The organism is Actinosynnema sp. NPDC004786, from assembly GCF_053601135.1.
Map to the genome: position 1 here is coordinate 212,950 of NZ_JBSGBG010000002.1, position 19,460 is coordinate 232,409.

General features: G+C 75.0%; 16 protein-coding genes. 7 read left to right on the forward strand and 9 right to left on the reverse strand.

What is annotated here, in order from left to right; translation table 11 throughout:
- Positions 1–118: 118 nt before the first annotated feature.
- Together ACWEFJ_RS03115 and ACWEFJ_RS03120 are read left to right on the forward strand one after the other, a co-directional pair.
- The gene (locus ACWEFJ_RS03115; protein WP_449712760.1) at positions 119–742 is read left to right on the forward strand and encodes a hypothetical protein; all 624 of its coding nucleotides are present in this window, start codon (positions 119–121) and stop codon (positions 740–742) included.
- A 52-nt stretch (positions 743–794) separates the two neighbouring features.
- Positions 795–1,919, forward strand: coding sequence for a glycerate kinase (locus tag ACWEFJ_RS03120; RefSeq protein ID WP_449712761.1), 1,125 nt, complete (start codon positions 795–797; stop codon positions 1,917–1,919).
- A gap of 49 nt (positions 1,920–1,968) precedes the next feature.
- Here the strand turns inward: ACWEFJ_RS03120 and ACWEFJ_RS03125 are convergent, their stop codons facing one another.
- From ACWEFJ_RS03125 to ACWEFJ_RS03135, 3 genes are all read right to left on the reverse strand, one after another.
- Positions 1,969–2,754 carry a sugar phosphate isomerase/epimerase family protein gene (locus ACWEFJ_RS03125; RefSeq protein ID WP_449712762.1) on the reverse strand — a complete coding sequence of 262 codons (786 nt, stop codon included), beginning with the start codon at positions 2,752–2,754 and terminating at the stop codon, positions 1,969–1,971.
- A gap of 226 nt (positions 2,755–2,980) precedes the next feature.
- Positions 2,981–4,282 (reverse strand): MFS transporter, encoded by a 1,302-nt coding sequence (locus ACWEFJ_RS03130; RefSeq protein WP_449712763.1) that lies wholly within the window; start codon positions 4,280–4,282, stop codon positions 2,981–2,983.
- A gap of 94 nt (positions 4,283–4,376) precedes the next feature.
- A complete protein-coding gene (locus tag ACWEFJ_RS03135) occupies positions 4,377–5,246 on the reverse strand; it encodes a universal stress protein (protein ID WP_378090878.1) in 870 nt (289 codons plus the stop codon).
- A gap of 217 nt (positions 5,247–5,463) precedes the next feature.
- On the opposite strand from ACWEFJ_RS03135, the gene ACWEFJ_RS03140 reads away from it, so the two are divergent.
- The gene (locus tag ACWEFJ_RS03140) at positions 5,464–7,065 is read left to right on the forward strand and encodes a serine/threonine-protein kinase (protein ID WP_449712764.1); all 1,602 of its coding nucleotides are present in this window, start codon (positions 5,464–5,466) and stop codon (positions 7,063–7,065) included.
- Here the strand turns inward: ACWEFJ_RS03140 and ACWEFJ_RS03145 are convergent.
- From ACWEFJ_RS03145 to ACWEFJ_RS03165, 5 genes are all read right to left on the reverse strand, one after another.
- Positions 7,062–9,479, reverse strand: coding sequence for a DUF3488 and transglutaminase-like domain-containing protein (locus tag ACWEFJ_RS03145; protein ID WP_449712765.1), 2,418 nt, complete (start codon positions 9,477–9,479; stop codon positions 7,062–7,064). The genes ACWEFJ_RS03140 and ACWEFJ_RS03145 overlap by 4 nt on opposite strands.
- Before the next feature lie 16 nt (positions 9,480–9,495).
- Positions 9,496–10,635 (reverse strand): DUF58 domain-containing protein, encoded by a 1,140-nt coding sequence (locus ACWEFJ_RS03150; RefSeq protein WP_449712766.1) that lies wholly within the window; start codon positions 10,633–10,635, stop codon positions 9,496–9,498.
- A 5-nt stretch (positions 10,636–10,640) separates the two neighbouring features.
- Positions 10,641–11,627: an AAA family ATPase gene (locus tag ACWEFJ_RS03155; RefSeq protein ID WP_378090873.1), complete on the reverse strand. Its 987-nt coding sequence runs from the start codon at positions 11,625–11,627 to the stop codon at positions 10,641–10,643.
- A 55-nt stretch (positions 11,628–11,682) separates the two neighbouring features.
- Positions 11,683–13,854: a hypothetical protein gene (locus tag ACWEFJ_RS03160; RefSeq protein ID WP_449712767.1), complete on the reverse strand. Its 2,172-nt coding sequence runs from the start codon at positions 13,852–13,854 to the stop codon at positions 11,683–11,685.
- A gap of 451 nt (positions 13,855–14,305) precedes the next feature.
- The gene (locus ACWEFJ_RS03165) at positions 14,306–14,800 is read right to left on the reverse strand and encodes a MarR family winged helix-turn-helix transcriptional regulator (RefSeq protein WP_378090871.1); all 495 of its coding nucleotides are present in this window, start codon (positions 14,798–14,800) and stop codon (positions 14,306–14,308) included.
- 91 nt (positions 14,801–14,891) lie between these two features.
- Here ACWEFJ_RS03165 and ACWEFJ_RS03170 point away from each other — a divergent pair, with 91 nt between their 5' ends.
- The 3 genes from ACWEFJ_RS03170 to ACWEFJ_RS03180 all read left to right on the forward strand — a co-directional run bounded on the left by ACWEFJ_RS03170 (position 14,892) and on the right by ACWEFJ_RS03180 (position 17,282).
- A complete protein-coding gene (locus ACWEFJ_RS03170) occupies positions 14,892–15,440 on the forward strand; it encodes a YceI family protein (RefSeq protein WP_378090870.1) in 549 nt (182 codons plus the stop codon).
- A gap of 672 nt (positions 15,441–16,112) precedes the next feature.
- Positions 16,113–16,613 (forward strand): ATP-binding protein, encoded by a 501-nt coding sequence (locus tag ACWEFJ_RS03175; protein ID WP_378090869.1) that lies wholly within the window; start codon positions 16,113–16,115, stop codon positions 16,611–16,613.
- A gap of 132 nt (positions 16,614–16,745) precedes the next feature.
- On the forward strand, positions 16,746–17,282 hold the full coding sequence (locus tag ACWEFJ_RS03180; protein ID WP_449712768.1) for a hypothetical protein: 537 nt from the start codon (positions 16,746–16,748) through the stop codon (positions 17,280–17,282).
- Positions 17,283–17,327: 45 nt separating this feature from the next.
- Here ACWEFJ_RS03180 and ACWEFJ_RS03185 read toward each other — a convergent pair whose 3' ends face one another.
- Positions 17,328–18,176, reverse strand: a complete 849-nt coding sequence (locus ACWEFJ_RS03185) for an EamA family transporter (protein WP_378093810.1) — start codon at positions 18,174–18,176, stop codon at positions 17,328–17,330.
- Between the two features lie 179 nt (positions 18,177–18,355).
- Between ACWEFJ_RS03185 and ACWEFJ_RS03190 the strand changes: the two genes are divergently transcribed.
- Complete coding sequence (locus tag ACWEFJ_RS03190; RefSeq protein ID WP_378093808.1) at positions 18,356–18,970, forward strand: GTP pyrophosphokinase; 615 nt, start codon at positions 18,356–18,358, stop codon at positions 18,968–18,970.
- Positions 18,971–19,460: the final 490 nt, after the last annotated feature.

Genomic DNA, 19,460 nt, shown 5'->3' on the forward strand with positions numbered 1-19,460 from the left:
TACCCATCGCTACCGGAAGATCACAGTCGGTACAAGGGAATTGCACGGCGTGCACCGGATGTGTCCACGTGAGCAGTGCGGCAGTGGGGTGATCGCGGCGGCGTTTATGTTCTGTCGCATGGCATTGGTGTGGCTCGCGCCGGACGACCGGGTGGTCGACGGCTTCCTGGCGTTGGCGGGTTCGTCGTGGGGGCGGGCGGAGTTGGACGGGGCGTGGTCGGCGGCCGGGTGGCCGTCGCCGCGCGGGCGGTCGGTGGCGGAGGAGGTGTACGGCGCGCACGAGTACCGCTTCGCCGTGGACGAGCACCGGTGGGTCGGCGTGGCCGTGCGGTTCGACCCGGACGAGGTGGTCGGCTTCTTCCTCCCCTTCGCCACGTACGTCGACGAGTCCGACCCCGACGACCCGGACGTGGAGGACCTGTTGTCCGCGTGCGGCGCGCCGTGGTCGGGCGACGCGCTCGCCGGCCGGGCCGAGTTCGACGCCCGGCACGACGAGGCGGTGGCGCGGCTGACCGCGCGGCTCGGCGAGCCGCACGCCGTCGGCCGGCACGACGAGGCGTGGCACCACGCCGTGTGGCGGGTCCGCGACCGCCTCGTGGTGCTGGCGCAGGGCGAGGACTTCGAGCGGTACGGGATGGCCGACAACGCGTGCCTGTGGGTGGTGCGGCACGACGACGCGCTGCCGGTGCCGACCGGTGACGACCTGTACGCGTTCCTCTGCGGCGACGCGGCACCCGCGTGACCGGTTCGCCAAGCGCTTGACAGGAAACGAGGAAAACGTTTTCCATGGTGCGGTGACGCACCCCGCACCCGGCCACGTCGTCGTGGCGCTGGACTCGTTCAAGGGTTCGCTGTCCGCGCGGCTCGCCACGGCCGCCGTCGCCCGGGGGTTGCGCCGGCACGGGGCGACCGTGCACGAGCACCCGGTCGCGGACGGCGGCGAGGGCACGCTCGACGCCGTGCTGACGGCCGGTTTCACCGCCGTGCCGGTGGCGTCGGTCGACGCCCTGGGCCGCCCGGTGCTCGCGCGCTACGCCGTCCGCGACGGGGTCGCGGTGGTGGAGCTGGCCGAGACGTCGGGGCTGGGCCGGGTCGCGGACGTGCCGGTCACGCCGGAGCGCGCGGCGGCCGCGTCCACGTTCGGCACGGGCCTGGTGATCGCCGCGGCGCTGGACGCGGGCTGCACCGCGGTCGTGGTCGGGCTGGGCGGCAGCGCCACCACCGACGGCGGCGCCGGCCTGCTCGCGGGTCTCGGCGCCCGGCTGCTCGACGGGGACGGGAACGTGGTGGAGGCCATGACATCGCCGCCGGCGGTCCGCGCGGTGGACCGGACCGGTCTGCACCCCCGGTTGGCGGAAGTCGAGCTGGTGGTGGCGACCGACGTGGACAACCCGCTGACGGGTCCGCACGGCGCGGCGGCGGTGTACGGGCCGCAGAAGGGCGCGGACGCGGCCCTCGTCGCCGCGCTGGACGCGGACCTCGCCCGGTGGGCGGACCTGCTGGACGCCGGGGCCGCGACCGTGCCGGGCGCGGGCGCGGCGGGCGGTGCGGGGTTCGCGCTGCTGGCGCTCGGGGCCTCGGTGCGGCCCGGCATCGACCTCGTGCTGGGGCTCACCGGGCTGGCGGACCGGCTGCCCGGTGCGCGGTTGGTGGTGACCGGGGAGGGGCGGTTGGACCGCCAGACGCTGCGGGGCAAGGCCCCGGTGGGGGTCGCGGCGGCGGCGCGGCGGGTGGGGGTGACCGCGGTCGCCGCGACCGGGAGCTGCGCCCTGGACCGCGCCGAACTGGCCGCCGCGGGCTTCGCCGGCGCGTTCGCGCTGACCGACCTGGAACCGGACGTGTCCGTGTGCCTGACCCGCGCCGAACCGCTGCTGGAACGCCTCGGCGAACGCATCGCCACCACGTTCCCCGCCACCTGAACCCACCACCGCGCCACCGGTCGGCCCCGCGCACCGGTCGGCGCGGGGGTCACCGCTCCCCCGGCCGCCACCGGGCGTACCAGTCGGCGGCGGCCCGCAGCGGCACGGGCAGGGGAGCCGTGTCGGGGTACCAGGCGCGTTCCCACTCCAGCGACACCCAGCCCGACCAGTCGGCCAGCAGCCGCCCGCACTCGGCCAGCGGCACGTCGCCCTCGCCCGGCGGCACCGGCGTCGGGTCGGCGGCGGTCACGTCCTTCACCTGGAAGTACCCCAGGTACTCCCCCAGCACCTCGCGGGTCCGGGCCGGCGGTTCGCCCGCGCGCCAGGGGTGCACCGCGTCCCACAGCACCGCCACCCGCTCCGGCTCGGCGAACGGCTCGACCAGGCGCCGCGCCGCCGCGCCGGTCGGGTGGGAGTCGTGCGTCTCCACCAGCAGCCGGACGCCCGCGGCCCGCAGGTCGGGCAGCACCGCGCCGATGCGCTCGACCGCCGCCGCTCCGCCGTCCCGCGTGCCGTCACCGCCGGGGAACACCCGGACCGCGGGAGCCCCGAGCAGCACCGCCAACTCCACCAACGCGCGCAGCTCGTCCACCACCGGCCCCGGCCCGCACACCTTCGCGTACCCGGCGAGGCAGGCCACCTCCAGACCGGCGTCGGCGACCTCGGCCCGCACCCGCGCGGCGCGGTCGGGCGGCAGGCCGACGCGCACCTCCTCGTCGGGGTGCACGCGGACCTCCAGCCCGTGACACCCGTGCGAGGCCGCCACGCGCGCGGTGTCCCGCACCGGCGCACCGGGCGCGCCGAGCGTGCTGACCGCGAACCGCCACCCGTCCATCCCCGCCCCTCCCGTTCCCGCGAACGCCGCCACGCGATGCGCGACAGGCGTTCCGGCTCGACGCGGCCCACCAGCGGCAGACCGCGCACGAACCGGCCGACCTCCGCCACCGCGAACCCCAGCCGCCGCAGCTCGCGCCCCTGCGCCCCGTGCGGCGTGACGAGCACGTTGGGCCCGGAGACGTGGCCGACTCGCCGACCTGCTCGGACTGGCCGAGAGGGCCGGGCTACCGACCGCGCGGGGTCCACCGCCCGGAACCGGCGACCACCCGGTCCCGAACCGGCTCGTCGTCCTGCGCGGGCTCGGCCGGCTCCAGGTCGGCCGCCACGACCGACTCGCGCCGGTGGTCGCGGCGCAGCACCGACCACCCCGCCAGCAGCGCGGCGACCAGCGTCAACCCGCTCGCGACGGTCAGCGCCGAGAGCGGGCCCGCGGCGGCGACGACCGCGCCCGCGACCAGGATGCCGACCGTGCCGGAGCAGGCCGTGACCGCGCCGGCGGTGGCCAGCACCCGTCCCCGCACGGCCTCCGACGTGCGCAGCTCCACCAGCCCGGTCAGCGTGGCGTGCTGCACCGCGCCGCACCCGCCCGCGACCAGCCACGCCAGCGCGTTGACGACCACGTGCGGCACCAGGGAGGGCGCGGCCAGCGACACCGCCATGACCAGGTTGACCGCCACGAACGCGGTGACCAGCGCCCGCGCGGTGGCGAAGCGGCGACCGAACCGCGCGCCGAGCAGCAGGCCCGCGGTCCAGCACGCGAGCACCGCGCTGTAGGTGAACCCGTTGCCGCCGAGCGGCCCGAGGACCAGGAACACCTCGTTGACCAGCGCGACGGCCACCGCGACGCCGACGACGGTCTGCGCCACCACGCGGCCGAGCAGCAGCCGGTCGCTGCGCAGGAGCACCCAGCCGCTCCACTGGCCGCCCGGCCCGGCGGCGGCGGTGTCGTCGCGCCGGGGGTCGCGGTCCACCCGCAGCGCCAGCACCACGAGCGCGAGGTGCGCGAACGCGGTCACCGCGTCGAACATGACGGCGACCTCGACGCCGGGCCCGACCGCGATCACGCCGCCGAGCACGATGCCCGCCACCGCGCCGGTGTTCTGCGCGGACGACAGCCGGGCCTGGCCGTCCTGGTCGTCGCCCCCGGTGAGGGGGATCAGCGCGGAGGCGCACGTCCGCACCACGCCGCCGGCCACGCCGAGCAGCGCCGTCAACCCGTACAGCACGGGCAGCCGCTCGTGCCCGAACAGCAGGCCCACCAGCAGCAGCACCTGGGCGAACACCGACACGGACAGCAGCAGGTGGTTGCGGACCCGCTCGACCGCCCACCCGCCGAGGGGCGCGCCGAGCACCGCGCCGAACGCGGCGGTCACGAACAGCCCGGCGACCGCGAACGGCCCCGACCCGGCCAGCCCGGTGGTGAACCCGACCAGCGTGAGCTGCGCGCCCAGGCCGGCCAGCCCGGCGCCGCCGACCAGCACCGCCAGGTCCCGATTCGCGCGCAGACCGCCCAGCACCGCGACCATCCCGCTCCTCTGCGCCGCCGTCGGATACCGTCACCGACCCGTGGGGTGCCGATCATGCCCCAAGATCGCCTCCGGCGGCACGGTGCCGGCGCGGTCAGGTGCGCGAGCCCGTCGGTCGGACGACGGCCACCGGGCACGGCGAGTGGTAGACCATGGCCTGACTGGTGGAGCCGAGGAGCAGGCCGGCGAACCCGCCCCGGCCGCGGCTGCCCACGACCAGGAGCTGCGCCTCGCGGGCGGCGTCGAGCAGGGCCTTGGCCGGGCGTTCGCGGACCACCCGCCGGTCCACCGCGACGTCCGGGTAGTCCTCCAGCCGGCCCGCCAGGCGTTGCGCGAGCAGCTGCCGCTGCTGCTCGGCCACGTCGTCCCAGTCGACCCGCAACCGGTCGGCGTAGGGGGCCTCGGCGAACAGCGCCGTCCAGGCCAGCAGCGCGACCAGCGACGTGCCGCGCATGGACGCCGCCTGGAACGCGAAGTCGATCGCCTCCTCGGCGGCGGGCGAGCCGTCCACGCCGACCACGACCGGACCGCCGGTCCGGGCCTCGCCGCGGACCACGACCACGGGGCACTCCCCGTGCGTGGCGACCGCGACCGCCACGGATCCCACGACCAGGCCCGAGAACCCGCCGAGGCCCTGCGAGCCGAGCACGACGAGCCGGGCGTCGCGCGAGGCGTCGACCATCGCGGCGGAGGGCTGGCGCGCGACGATCGACGTCTTCGGGTCGGGCACCAGGTCGCGCACCGACGCGGCCGCCTGCTCCAGCCACTGCCGGCCCTGCTCCTCGAACGCCTCCTGCACCTCCGGGCCGGTCATCACCATCTCCGGGTAGGCGTGGACGGGCAGCGCGTAGGCGTGCACGAGTTCGAGGGGCACCCGGACCCGGACCGCCTCCTCCGCCGCCCACCGGACGGCGGTCAACGCCGACTCCGAGCCGTCCACACCGACCACGATCGGGCCACTCATCGCAAGTCCCTCCACCGCCGACGCCTGCACACGCACCCACCATCCGACGCCCGGCCCCGGCCCGCACGTCGAGCCCACCCGGTCGGGGACCCCGCAACGGCCGGTCACGGTGGTCCACTTCGGACGGAACCGGCGGCGGTGGGCCGTTCCGGCGCACCGCGCCGCGCCCGTTCGGAGGCGTGCGGCGACACCGGGCCGGCCCGATACGATCCCGGTCGTGGACCCCGCCGACGACCTGCTGGCCTGGGCGCCCCCGCCCGGCCGGAGCGGTGCGACGCCGGCCGTGGCGCTGCCCGGCTACAGCGACTTCCGGCTCGTCGCGCACGGCGGGGAGGGCACGGTCTACCGGGCCACCCAGGACGGGCTGGGCCGCGACGTGGCGGTGAAGGTCCTGGACGTCACCGACCCCGACACGGTCAGCCGGTTCCGCCGCGAGCTGGAGATCACCGTCCGCCTGGGCCGCCAGCACCCGCACATCGTCACGGTGCTGGACACCGGCGTGATCGCGGGCCGGCCGTGCATCGTGATGGAGTACTACGACCTCGGGTCGCTGCACGACCGCCTCCACCGGCACGGGCCGCTGCCGGTGCACGAGGTCGTCGCGGCCGGCGTCGCGGTGGCCGACGCGCTGGCGTTCGCGCACGGCCAGGGCATCCTGCACCGGGACGTGAAGCCGCAGAACATCCTCGTGCTGCCCACGTCGTACGTGCTGGCCGACTTCGGCATCGCGCGGGGCGCGGACGCCGCGCACACGGCGTCGTTGGGGATGGTGAGCTACCGCCACGCCGCGCCGCAGATGGTGGACGGCAACCCGCCCGCGGCGGCCGACGACCTGTGGTCGCTGGGCTCGACGCTGTTCACCCTGCTGGACGGCCAACCGCCGTTCGCGTCGGCCAACCCCGGCGAGGACACCATGCTCGCCTACCTCGGCCGGGTCCGCGAGGCGCAGCCCCGGTCGCTGCTGCGGCGCGACGTGCCGGCCGAGCTGGTGGCGATCATCCTGCGGTGCCTGCGCAAGGCCCGCGAGGACCGGTTCCCGGACGCGGCGTCGTTGCGGGCGGCGCTGGCGGCGGTGCCGACCGGGGCACCGCAGTCCACAGTGGACCCCGAGCACACGGTGGCGGTGCGGCGGCAGGTGCCCGAGCACTACCCGGACGGCCCGACCGAGCTGCCCGACTTCGGCCCCCGGCCGGTCCGCGAGACACCGCCGGAACCCGCCCCGAGCGAGGCCGAGCCGGTGCGGACGTGGACCGAGGACCTGGCCGACCTGACCGTCCGCCACCACACCGACCACCGCCCGCCACCGCCACCGCCCCCGCCGCCGCCGGTGGAGCTGCCGGAGCCGCCGCCGCGCCGGTCCCGCCGGGGCTGGAAGCTCGCCGCGGTGGGCGCGGTGTTCGCGGGCGTGGTGGTCGGGGTGGCGGTGAACCTGCCGGGGCGGTCGGACCGGGTGGCGTCCCCCGGCACCACGACCGTGACGACGACCGAGGTGACCACGACGACCACCACGGCGAACCTGCCGGAGGGCGGCGACCCGAGGTTCACGCCGGTGCTCAAGCGGTTGGAGGACGACGGCGACCGGATCGAGCTGTTCTGGACCGACCCGAGCGACGGCAACGCCCAGTTCGTCGTGGTGGACGTGACCGGCTCCACCGCCAAGCCGCTGGTGACGGTGGTGGCCGGCGTGACGTCGCACGTGCTGGAGGGCCTGGAGCCGAGGGCTCCGCAGTACTGCTTCCAGGTGCTCGCGATCGGGCTGGAGGACCCGGCGACGCAACGCGGCGCATCGGCCCGCACGTGCGCCGTGCGCAACGGCTAACGCCGCCACAGGGGCCGGGGGTCCACCGCCCAGAACACCCGGCGGTACCACGGCACCCCGTGCCGCAGACCGCTCCGGACCTGCTTCGCCAACCGCCACGCCGACCTGCCGGGCTCGCCCGGACCCGCCGGAACGCCGCCCGCCCGCACCGCCGGGGACCGCGCGCCGGCCGGGGTCCACGCCTCGCCGACGGCCCGGGCTCGCGCGGCGGGCATCCCCACCCCACCGGCCGCGTGCCCGACCCGCGCACGACCGTCGGCACCGCCGCGCCCGGGTCCGTCGGACACCCACGCACCACCGGCGGAACCCCCGTGCCCGGGCTCGTCGGACACCCACGCACCACCGGCGGAACCCCCGCGCCCGGGCTCGTCGGACACCCACGCACCACCGGCGGAACCCCCGCGCCCAGGCCCCGCGGACACCCGCGCACCACCGGCCGACCCGGAACCGGCCGAGGCCCCGGGATCACCGACCCCGACCGGCGCCGGCCGACCGGCCGGTCGGGGCGGGGCGAAGGCGGCGTGGTCGGCCAGTCGGGCCAGTTCCGCCGCCGGTTGCGAACCGAGGTCCGCGGCGATGTCCGGCGCGGTCCGGTCCGGCGACGGCGTGCGCCCCGCCAACAACAGCCCGTCCAGCACGTAGGCCCACGCGCCGGTCGCGCCGGCGGCCCGCAACCGCCTCCGCCGCACCAGCCGCGCCAACCCCGACGTCAGCAGCACCACCACCGGCACGCCGCCCAGCACCGCGTACCCGATCCACCTCCGCGACCCGGCCGACGTCCCCTCGGCCGCCACCGGCCCGGACGGCGTCACCAACGGCGGCGGGGCGGACAGCGGGGTGCTCGTCGCCGTGGCCGTCACCGACGCCAACCGGTCCAGCACCTCGCGCTTCCGCGCCGCGCTCGACCCGCCCGACGCCACGCCCGCCACCGGGTCGAACGGCACCCAGCCCCACCCCGAGAAGTACACCTCCGGCCACGCGGTCGCGTCGCTGCCCCGCACCACCCGCTCCTCGCCCGCCGCGGGCTGGAAGCCGACCACGACCCGCGTCGGCAACCCGACCGCCCGGCCCAGCACGGCGAACGCCGACGCGAACTGCTCCGCCGTCCCCGCGTTCGCCCCCGGCTCGCCGGGGCCGCCGAACAGGAACCGCTCCAGCCGCGCGTAGGACGACCCGACCGGCGCCTGCGCGTCCGGCCTCCGGTCCTGCTTCACCACCTGCTCGATCGCCACGGCCCGCTCGTACGGCGTCCGCGCGTTCCGCACGACCTGCCGCGCGTACTCCGCCAGCGAGTACGGCAACCCCGGCAGGTCCAGGTACCGACCGGCGTCGGCGGGCACGGTGGCGTCCAGCAGGTCCGTGTCGTCGGGCACGTCCAGCACACCGCGCACCCGGTACGACAACCCCGGCGTCAGCTCGTCCGGCAGCACCAACGACCCCGAGTCCGGGTCGACCACCGCGCCGTCCAACGACACCGCCGTGGGCCGCCCCACCGTCGGCAGCCACCGCCCGCCCAGCTCGCCCACGGTGATCTCCACCTCGACCTCGTCGACCCGCGCACCCGGCGGCAGGTCCGGCTCGGCCACGGCCCCGATCGGCCCGTACAGCGACGCCGCCCGCCACGCCGCGCCCGAGAAGTCCGACAACGCCACCAGCCGCACCGCCCGCTCCGGCCCCCGCACCCGGAACAGCTCGACGTCGCCCAGGTTCGCCCACGACGCCAACTGCGGCAGCGGGCTCGCCACCCCCAGGTCGCGCACCGGCGGCTCCACCAGCTCGCGCGGCTCGAACGCGTCACCGGACGGCAGCACCACCGCCAACGCCGCCACCACGGCCACCGGCACGGCCGGCAACCCCAGCAGCAGCCGCCCGCCGACCTCCAGCCGGTCCACCAGCAGCCACCCGACCGCCACCAGCACGACCAGCACCACCGCGACCACGCCGAACCGGTCGGCCCGCCCCGCCGTCAGCAGCGCCGTGCACGTGTAGAGCACCGCCGCGCCGGCCACCGGCGCGAGCAGCGACCGACCACGCCGCGCCACCGCCGTGACCACGACCAACGACACCCCGAACACCAGCAGCACGCCCGGCGTCAGCAGCTCGGGCGTCACGGGCGCGGGCCGGGCCGCGGTCAGCAGCCGCGGCACCAGGTCCAGCAGCACCCCGGCCGGGTCCAGGCCGTCGACCGCCGTGTCCCGCGCCACCCAGTAGCCGCCGACCAGCGCCAGCACCGCCAACGAGAACGCCACCAGCCCGGCCGGCAGCCGCCGCCACCGCAGCAGCGGCAGGCACCCGAACGCCACCACCACCGCGCCCGCGAACGCCAGCGACGCCGCGTACCCCTGCCAACCCGAGCCCAGGTGCAGCGCCGCCACCACCACCAGCAACGCCGACCAGCTCACCCGCGCCCTCACGCCGGCACCACCGCGCTCACCGCGACACCGCCGTGTTCCAGGCGTCCAGCAACCCCTCGGCCTTCGGGTGGCGCAGCACGAGCACCGAACCGACCGCCGAGACCGGCCGCGCCGGCGCCGGGTCCACCGCCAGCACGACCCCCGCGGACGCCCGACCCGCCTCCAGCGTCAACTCGGACAACTCCGCCCGCGCCCCGCACACCACCGCGACCACGTCCAGGTCCCGCACCGGCAGCGGACGTCCCGCCGGGGTCACGTCGGCGGCCTTCAGGTCGGCCAGCGCCGCCAGCACCGCGGACGCGTCGGCGTCCACCGCGCCCGCCGGCAGCTCCACGTCCACCGCGCCCGACGACGACACCAGCCGCACCGGGTGCCCCTCCGCGATCGCCACCGTCACCAGGGACGCCGCCACCTCCACCGCGTCCTCGAAGTCCTCGGCCCCGGCGTAGGACTCCGCGTGGTCGTCCAGCACCACGGCCAGGTGCGGGCGCGCCGGGTCGGCGTCCTCCCGGACCATCAACGTCCCGGTCCGCGCCGACGTCGCCCAGTGCAGTCGGCGCAGGTCGTCACCGGGCACGTACTCGCGCAGCCCCACCAGGTCCGTGCCGCCGCGCTCCACCCGCTCGTCCGCGCCGACGTGCCCGCGCCGCACCCCGCCCGGCAGCCCGCGCACCGGCAGCACCCGCGGCACCACGCGCACCTCCACCACGTCGCCCACCACCGTCCGGGCGTGCGCCAGGCCCGCCGGCCCGCGCCGGCTCAACGTCAGCGGACCCACCCGCAGCAGACCGCGGGTGTGCGTCGGGATCGGGTACTCCACCTTCACCCGCCGACCCGGCGCGAGCAGCGGCAGGTCCACCGCCACCACCTCGCCCGCCACCTGGTCGGTCGCGTCGAACACCACCGGGAACCGCTTGCTGGTGCCCGTCAGCTCCACCACGCCCGTGCACGCGCCCAACCGCTGCACGGTCCGCGGCCGCACCGTGCGCTTCGGCGCGACCTTGGCCCGCGACAGCACCGACACCACACCGACCGACACGAGCGCCAGCAACGCGATGCCCAGCCCCGCCACACCCGGATAACGCCACCACAACCCGAACACCGCCAGCACCCCGCCCAGGACCACCGCGCCCGTCCCGCGCGCGGTCAGCCGCACCCGGGTCACCGCGCGGCCGGCCGCGGCACCGCCACGCCCGCCAGGACGTCCGCCAGCACGTCCGCGGTCGTGGTCCCCGCCAACTGCGCCTCGCGCGTGAGCACCAACCGGTGCGCCAACACCGGCACGGCCAACGCCTGCACGTCACCCGGCACCACGAAGTGCCGGCCCTGCGCGGCCGCGTACACCTGCGCGCACCGCACCAACGCGCGCAGACCACGCGTGCTCGCGCCCAACCGCAACCGGCCGTCCTCCCGCGAGGCCACCCCGATGTCGCTGATGTAGCGCAGCAACGGGTCGGCCACGTGCAGCGTCGCCAGCCGACGACCCTGCTCCGCCACCACGTGCGGGTTGCTCACCGTCGGCACCGCGCCGACCTGGCCCGCGCCGCTGCCCGGCCGCAGCACGTCGATCTCGTGCTCCACCGCCGGGTAGCCGATCGACGTGCGCAGCATGAACCGGTCCAACTGCGCCTCCGGCAACCGGTACGTGCCGTCCAGGTCGATCGGGTTCTGCGTGGCCACCACGAGGAACGGCGCGGGCACGGCGTGCGCGACGCCGTCCACCGTGACCGTCCGCTCCTCCATGACCTCCAGCAGCGCCGACTGCGTCTTCGCCGCGGCCCGGTTGATCTCGTCGGCCAGCACGACGTTCGCGAACACCGGACCAGGCCGGAACTTCACCTGCCCGGTCTGCGGGTCGTACACCGACGTGCCCGTGACGTCGGACGGCAGCAGGTCGGGCGTGAACTGCACCCGCCGCGACACCCCGCCCAACGCGCCCGCCACCGCACGCGCCAGCGTGGTCTTGCCCGTGCCCGGCACGTCCTCCAGCAGCACGTGCCCACCCGCGAACATCGCGACCAGCACGAGGTCGACCACGTCCCGCTTGCCCCGCACCGCGGACTCGACCGCGTCGCCGAGCCGTTCGTGCAGGGCGCGGAACGCCGCGATCTCGTCCTCGCCGATCGCCGGAACCGCCGCAGTCGTCACTTCCAACCCCTCGTGCTCGCCGACCCGTCACCCGTCCACACCGCCGGTCAGCCGGCTACTCCGACCCGTCGCGCCGCATCCGCCGGTTGCGCAGGGTCAGCAGCCACGCCGTCGCCAGCAACCCGATCCCGCCGCCGACGAGCTGGTTGCTCTCCGACGCGGGCAGACTGTTCGGCTTGCAGATCCTCCCACCGCACTCCTCGACCGGCTCGCGCACGAGCACCGAACGCGCCGCCGAGTCCACCGACCCCGCCGGCCCGTGCGCCCGCACGACGATCGAGTTCGTGCCGAGGTCGACGTCGATCGTCACCGTGCCGCCCGAGCACGCGATCGGCACACTGCTCCCGTAGGTCTTGTTGACCACCTCGCACGTGCCGCTGTGGCTCGCCCAGTCCGCCGGCGGGGCCGTGGTCACCTTCCTCTCGTACTTGTGCGCGCCCACGCCGACCGTGCTGATCACCACGGCACCCGCGCCGGGCAACGGCGGTGGCGGAGGGGGCGGCGGAGGGGTCGTCGTCGTTGTCGTCGTCGGAGGGGGCGGCGGCGGTGGCGGTGGCGGCGCGGCCGTGGTCGTCGTCGTGACCACCGGCGGGTTCGTGATCGTCGGACCCGCCGCCGGGCGAACCGTCCACGACGCCGTCGCCGCCGCTCCCGTGCCGAACCTGTTGTAGGCCGCCACCGCGACGTCCAGCTTCCCGCTCGCGCAGAACGAAGTGCCCGCGCACGGCAGCACCAGTTCCGCCGACGTGCCCGCGACCCGCGTCTCCCGGGTGCCGCCCGAGAACCCGCCGGTCCCCGTCACCACGTACCCCGTGACCGGCTCGCCGCCGTCGTCCGCCGCGCTCCAGCCGACCGCCACGACCACCGACGTGCCGTTGTTGCCGCGCTGCGACACCGTCACACCCGCGGGCCGGCCCGGAGCCGTGCCCGACACACCGGCGCTCGGGGTCGTCGTCGTCACCGGCGCGGTGGTCGTCTCCTCACCGCGCGGCTGGGTGTCCTGGCCGTGACCCCGGTTGTCCCGCGCCGGCGGGTCGGGACGCGGCGGCGGCGGGCTCGGCACGCTCGGCATCGGCGGCCGCTCCGGGTCCAGCACCGGCAGCTCGGGACTGCGGACCACCACGCTGCGGGTGCGCCCGTCGGAGTCCACGATCACGCCCTCGGCCGCGCCCGGCGTGTTGATGAACAACTTGCCGTCGTCGAACACCAGCGCCGGATCGCCCGGACCACCGGTGCGCACGTCGTCCCCGCCACGCCGGCCGGACCGGTCCAACACCACGACCTTGCCCGAACCCCGGCACGGCACGTACACCCGTTCGCGGAACACCGCCGGACGGCCCGGCCTGGGGCACGTGAACTGCCCCATGTCGACCCGGACCACCTCGTCACCGGTCACCAGCACCACCGCCGACGCGTCCGGCACCGACGCCGGCACCAGGCCCGTCGGGCTCGTCTGCGCGGCCAGCACCTCGCCCGCGAACGACGCCGTGCTCGTGGTGAGGTCGCGCCCGGTGCCGTCGCGCACCACCACGCCGCCCTCCAACCCGAGCAGCGTCACGCCCCGCTCGTGCGGCACCAGCGCCGTGCGCGGACCCGCCCCGGACACCGCCTTGTTGGACCGCTCCAGGAACTCCAGGTCGTCGTCGGACCACTCCAACGCGTGCAGGTTCCCGCCGTGGTCCACCGCCCACACCACGCCGTGGTCGTCTGCCACCACGTCCGCCAACGGCTGCCCCGCGAGCCACGGCGACCCGATGTCGGCCAACGTCACCGGGTCGGCGTTGTGGATCGACCCCGCCGCGCGGTCGACCACGAAGACCCGGTCGAGCACGATGAGCACCTTCGCCGACGGCCCGGGAGGCGCCTGCCTGCGACCGGACGAGAGCAGCGTGGCGAGGTCGATCACGGTGATCTGACCGGTGCGGCGGTCGAGCACGATCAGCTTGTCGTCGGACTGCGCGATCTCCAACTGCGCGTCCGCGCCGCTGACCTGGAGGCGGGTCTGCGGCTTGCCGGAACTGGGGTTGACCTGCACGACCTCGCCGCGCTGGTCGTCGTTGAGCCACGTCAGGCCGTCGGAGACCTCGACGGCGGTGCGCGAGATGCCGTCGCCCAGCGCGGCGCCGACCAGTAGCAAAAGCCCTAACGCGGCGGCGCTGACACTGGCCGACTCACGCCGGCCCGCGCCGATCGCCCGACGCGCGATCCTGCCCAGCTTGGCTCCCACCCGCCGGATGCTAACGGGCTCGTGTGACGATTCCGGCACAACCCGCGCCCCTGCTCCGGTCGGCTCACCCCGATTCCGCCGTCCGCGTCCACTTCGGACCATCCCTCCCCCGGAGGTGGGATGTTCCGACCGGCCAACGAGGGGCACACCAGCCACCACCCGTGCAAGGGCTCTTCCTCCCCAAGGAGGGGGCCGTGTCATCCCGCCGACCTGGCAACGCCCAACCACGCGTGTCAAGGGGGCACTCCCGGCCCTACCGCACCCGAGGCTGGAACGGCCCCCTTGACACGCGTGGTTGCCCTTGTGGAGGTCGGCGGGATGACACGGACACCGGCCCCACCACCCAACGGAACATCCGGACGGGGTTGTCCATCCTGCTGATCTGCCCGTCCGGCGAGGACGCTGTTGATCTTTTCTGATCTTGGGAACGCCCTCGCAGACGGCCCAACCCCTACAGGTCCGCGAACTCCTCGCGCTGCACCTTCGCGCACTCCGACGTCAGCCCCGCGTCCACCGCCCGGCTGATCTCGGCCAGCGACCGCAACTGCTCCGGCGTCAACACGTCGAACAGGTGCTCCCGCACCGCCGTCACGTGCCCCTCGGCAGCCGCCGCCAGGACGGCGAACCCGGTGTCGGTCAGGGCCGCGATCGAGCCGCGCCGGTCCGACGCGCACGCCCGCCGCTCGACCCAACCCTCTTTCTCCAGCCGGGCCACGGCATGGGAGAGTCTGGACCGTGACGAGTGGCACACCGACGCCAACTCACTCATCCGCAACGCCCGGTCCGGGGCCTCGGACAGCGCGACCAGGATCTCGTAGTAGGCCATGGGCATCCCGGAGTCCCGCTGCAACTGCCGGTCGAGGTGTTCGGTGAACTTCGTCACGGCGGTCATGAAGGCACGCCACACCTGCTGCTCTTCGGCGCTCAACCACCGCACGTCGCTCATGCTCCCATCATACGACCGTTGTTGAACCTTCAACCAGGATGCGCTATGTTCTGTTGAGAGTTCAACCAGACCAACCCAGAAGGACCACTCCATGACCTCGCAGACTGTGCAGATCCCCGGCTACCTCGCGGGCACGTGGGCGATCGACCCGGTGCACTCGGACATCTCGTTCGTGGTCCGCCACCTCGGCGTCTCCAAGGTGCGGGGCCACTTCGGCACGTTCGAGGGCACGATCGTGACCGCCGAGAACCCGCTGGAGTCCACGGTCACGGCCAAGATCGACGCCGCCTCGATCGACACCCGCAACGAGCAGCGGGACGCCCACGTCAAGGGCGAGGACTTCCTGGACGTCGAGAAGTTCCCGGAGCTGACCTTCACCTCCACCGGCGTGCGCGCCCACGGCGAGGGCTTCCTCGTCGACGGCGAGCTGTCGCTGCACGGCGTGACCAAGGCCGTGACCCTGGAGCTGGAGCTGAACGGCTTCGGCGACGGGTTCGAGGGCGCGAAGGTGGCGGGCTTCTCCGCCTCCACCGAGATCAACCGCCGCGAGTTCGGCGTGACCGGCGGCGCGGCGGGCGCGGTCGTCGGCGACAAGATCACCATCCTGCTGGAGATCGAGGCCGTCAAGCAGGAGGGCTGACCCCACCCGCGGACGGAACCACCGAAGGCCCGCCGGCGCTCCGGCGGGCCTTCGCGCTGCCGCTCCACCGGGCCTTCGCGCTGCCGCTCCACCGGCTTCGCCGGCGTTCACGCGCGATCGCCAGGTTCCGCCGGACCCGCGGCGCGTCCGCCGGGACCCGCCGACCGTCTCGGCTCGCCCGCGTTCGCACCCGACCGCCACCCCGCGCCATGCCACTCGCCGCCTCCTCCGTCACGCCACCCGCCCCCTCCGTCACGCCACCCGCAACCACCCCCTTGGCCGTGCCACCCGCAACCGACCCCTCACCTCGTCACCCACCCACCACCACCGGTCAACGCAGGTCACCGTCCGCCATCGGCCGCCACGCCACCCACCTACGCTGCGTGCCTCGGGTAACTCGTCCGGGCGAACGTGACCCCTCATTCCCTTTCGCCGCGTCGTTCGGTAGTTTCCGGTCGCCGCCGCAACCCCGGATGAACCGCCCACCGCCCCCACCCGTAGTAGGTCCGTAGCGAGTCGTGTAAACCAGAGTTCTCTTTCGATCAACACTGAAGTTGTAGAACTCAATGCGGACACAGTCCGCTCACGGACGTAGACCACGTGGGTGACGATGGACGAACTCATGGCACCATCTGGCGCAGCACGCGCCGGAAGCAGGCGAGGAGGATCGGTGTGAACGGCCAGACCGAACAGGTCGACGACCTTCGACTCGTCGCGCTGCCCACCGCGGTGAACGTCGCGGACATGTTCGTGCGCTTCTCGCTCGGCGAGTGGCGCCTGCGGGCGATGCAGGACGAGGCCGCGCAGACGGCCCGCCGGCTCGTCGGGGCGGCGGTCGAGGTGGCCGACCGGCGCGCCCCCGGCTTCCTGCTCGTCCGCCTCCGCCTGACCGGCACCTACCTGGTGGTCGAGGTCGAGGGCAACCGCGTCGCGCTGCCGCCGGAGCTGGCCGGCACCCGCGCGGGCCTGGTGGACCTCACCGCGGGCGGGCACCTGGCCTGGTGCGAGCTGGCCCTGCCGTCGGGCATGAACGCCTCCGCCGTGCCGCTGCCGCGTCGGGAGCCGCGCCGCTCCCCCGCCGCCGAGAAGCTGGGCGACGAGCCGGACGTCGATCCCGAGGTCATCCAGCGCATCCTCTACGGCCTGGGCGGCGGGGCGCACCGGCCCGACTGACCGGCGTTCCCGGCACGTCCCTCATCCGAGCGGGTACTACCACCGTTCGGCAGGCTATCAGCGCGGCCGAATGGCGGTATGCCTGAGGGGTTCTCGCTCCCGCGAGACGCACCTCAGGGAAGGGATCCGCTGATGATGATGCTCCGACGTGCCGCCAGGGTGATGGGCGTGTGGGTCGCCGCGATGGGCGCGGTGACGGCGCTGACCGTCGCGCCCTCCGCCGTGGCCACGACCGCCCTGGTGGTCCCGGACGGCGTGTACCGCATCGCGTTCAACGGCGAGCAGAAGGGCCTGCTGTCCCACATCTCGCGCCTGGAGGGGTCGCCGACGGTCCTGATGGGGCCGTTCCACCACGACCGCGACTACCAGCGGTGGGAGATCGTCCGGGACAGCCGGACCACCCAGATCGTCCGGAACGTGGGCAGCGGCCTGTACCTGGGGCTCGGCGAGAAGGAACCGAAGCACCACCGGCCCGTCGTCGCCACCCCGTACCCGCACTCGTGGGCCATCCACCCCGGCTCGACGCCCGACCGCATGTTCATCACCTCGGTCGTCGGCAGCGGGTTGCGGCTCGACCGGTCCCCCCTGCTGATCTTCCCGCCGCGGGTCGACATCCAGGAGCCCCGGGCGGGCAGCAGCCAGGAGTGGCAGCTGACGTTGGAGAACTGACGACCGGGGCCGGCGCCCGCCGATCGCGGGCGCCGGCCCGTCAGGTCACCGCCGGGCGAGCGCCACCAGGGCGAACCCCAGCACGAGCATCCCGCCCCACGACACGAGCGGCAGGCGTTCGTGCAGCACGACCACCCCCAGCACCGCCGCCACGGCGGGCTCCGCGAGCGTCAGCGTGGTCGCCGCCGCCGCGCCGGTGTGCCGCAGCCCGTGGCCGAACAGCAGGTACGCGGCGAACGTGGTGAACACCGCCAGGTGCGCGGTCACCGCCAGCCCGGACGGGCTCGCCACCCACCCGACGCCGAGCAGCAGCACCACCGGCAGCGCGAGCACCGCCGCGCCGCCGAACACCACGCCCACCACCGCCCGGGACGGGTGCCCGAGCCCGATGAGGTGCGCGCAGATCACCGAGTACGCCGCGTACGACAGGCCCGCGACCAGCGCCAACGCCACGCCGACGAGGTCGACGTGGGCGTCGCCGCCGCCGAGCACGAGCACCGCGCAGCCGACCACGGCGGTCGAGGTGACCGCCGGCCGGGAGCGCAGGCCGAGCACGATCGGCGCGGTGGCCAGCGCCACGGTGGTGGCCACGGCCACACCGGTGCGCTCGACGGCCGGGTAGAACGCGAGCGCGTAGCCCGCCACGGTGAGCGCGCCGAGCAGCAGCAACCGCCGGTCGGCGGTCCGCAGCACGGCGCGCGTGCCGCGCGCGGTCAGGAAGAGCAGGCACCCGCCGAGCACGAGGCCCGCCGCGCCGACGGCCGAGGCCGGCGCGGAGGCGGGTGCGAACGAACTGGCGGTGCCCGTCGTGCCCCACAGGACGCACGCGGCCAGGATCGGCAGCGGTCCGCGGGTGGAACGAGGGCGTGCCGGGACAACGGCAAGGGTCGACACTGGGTCTCCGTTCGCGAGAAGAGAAGAGGGCGCGAACGGGCGCACTGCGCGATCAGGCAGGCGTGGAGGTGTGCGTCAGCGAGTGCGCCCGGTCAGGCGCACGGCGGCGGGAGGACCACGTGCCAGTGGGTGTTCACGACCGGCATCCTAGCCCACCGACGTCCCGGTATCGTGGGATCATGGACATCGGCGTCGCGGATGACCTGCTGCGGCGGTCCCTCGTGGTCTACAAGTTCGCGGTGGACGAACTCCTGACGAAGCTGCGCATCCTCAGCGAGGAGTTCGACCTCGTGCACCGGCACGACCCGATCGAGCACGTCACGCACCGGGTGAAGCGGCCCGACGCGATCCTCGACAAGCTGCGGCGCAAGGGGCTCCCGGCGGACCTGTCGCTCGCCGCGGAGCACCTGGACGACGTGGCGGGCGTGCGCGTGGTGTGCCCGTTCGTGTCCGATGTGTACCGGGTGCGCGACATGCTGGCCCGGCAGAACGACGTCGAGATCCTGCGGACCAAGGACTACATCGCCGCGCCGAAGCCGAACGGCTACCGCAGCCTGCACCTGATCGTGCGCATCCCGGTCTTCCTGTCCGACCGGGTGGAGCACGTGAAGGTCGAGGTGCAGCTGCGGACCATCGCGATGGACTTCTGGGCCACCCTGGAGCACAAGCTGTACTACAAGTACGACGACCAGGTGCCCGCCGGCTTCGTCGAGGAGCTGACCGCGACCGCCGCCATCGCGGCCGAGCTGGACGCGCGGATGGAGTCGCTGCACCACGAGGTGCAGCGGGACTGACCCGCGCCCAAGCCGCCTCCGCCGCCCCTCCGCCGCCTGCCGACACCCGGACCGCAGCCCACCCGCGTCCAAGCCGGCACCGCTTCCGACATCCGCGCCCGAGGTGCCGACGCCGCGCCCACCGCCGCGACACCCGCGCCCACCGCCGCGCACACCCACACCCGCGGCCACTGCCGCCCGCGCCCACACCCACACCCGCGGCCATTGCCGCCGACACCCGTGCCCACCGTCGCCCACCCGGGCCGAGCCGCCCCCGACACCCCTGCCGGCTCGGCCCGGGTGCGCGCCGAGGCCGGGCGTGCGGCGGCCGGGGGCTTGCCACGCGCCGGAGTGTGCCCTGTACTTCCTGAAGGCCCGCGCGCCGCACGGCCCCGCCGGCGGACGACGCACCGGACCCCGCCTACGGCCGGGTAACGCCAAACGACCCGAAAGCCCTTTGGTTACGGTCTTCGCGAAACATCACAAGAAATCCGTCTGAACGGCGCAGGAA

Coding starts and splice junctions, on each gene's coding strand:
- ACWEFJ_RS03125 (WP_449712762.1), bottom strand. CDS start 2,754: ATGGACGGGTGGCGGTTCGCGGTCAGCACGCTCGGCGCGCCCGGTGCG.
- ACWEFJ_RS03165 (WP_378090871.1), bottom strand. CDS start 14,800: ATGAGCGACGTGCGGTGGTTGAGCGCCGAAGAGCAGCAGGTGTGGCGT.
- ACWEFJ_RS03170 (WP_378090870.1), top strand. CDS start 14,892: ATGACCTCGCAGACTGTGCAGATCCCCGGCTACCTCGCGGGCACGTGG.
- ACWEFJ_RS03130 (WP_449712763.1), bottom strand. CDS start 4,282: ATGGTCGCGGTGCTGGGCGGTCTGCGCGCGAATCGGGACCTGGCGGTG.
- ACWEFJ_RS03135 (WP_378090878.1), bottom strand. CDS start 5,246: ATGAGTGGCCCGATCGTGGTCGGTGTGGACGGCTCGGAGTCGGCGTTG.
- ACWEFJ_RS03190 (WP_378093808.1), top strand. CDS start 18,356: ATGGACATCGGCGTCGCGGATGACCTGCTGCGGCGGTCCCTCGTGGTC.
- ACWEFJ_RS03115 (WP_449712760.1), top strand. CDS start 119: ATGGCATTGGTGTGGCTCGCGCCGGACGACCGGGTGGTCGACGGCTTC.
- ACWEFJ_RS03180 (WP_449712768.1), top strand. CDS start 16,746: ATGATGATGCTCCGACGTGCCGCCAGGGTGATGGGCGTGTGGGTCGCC.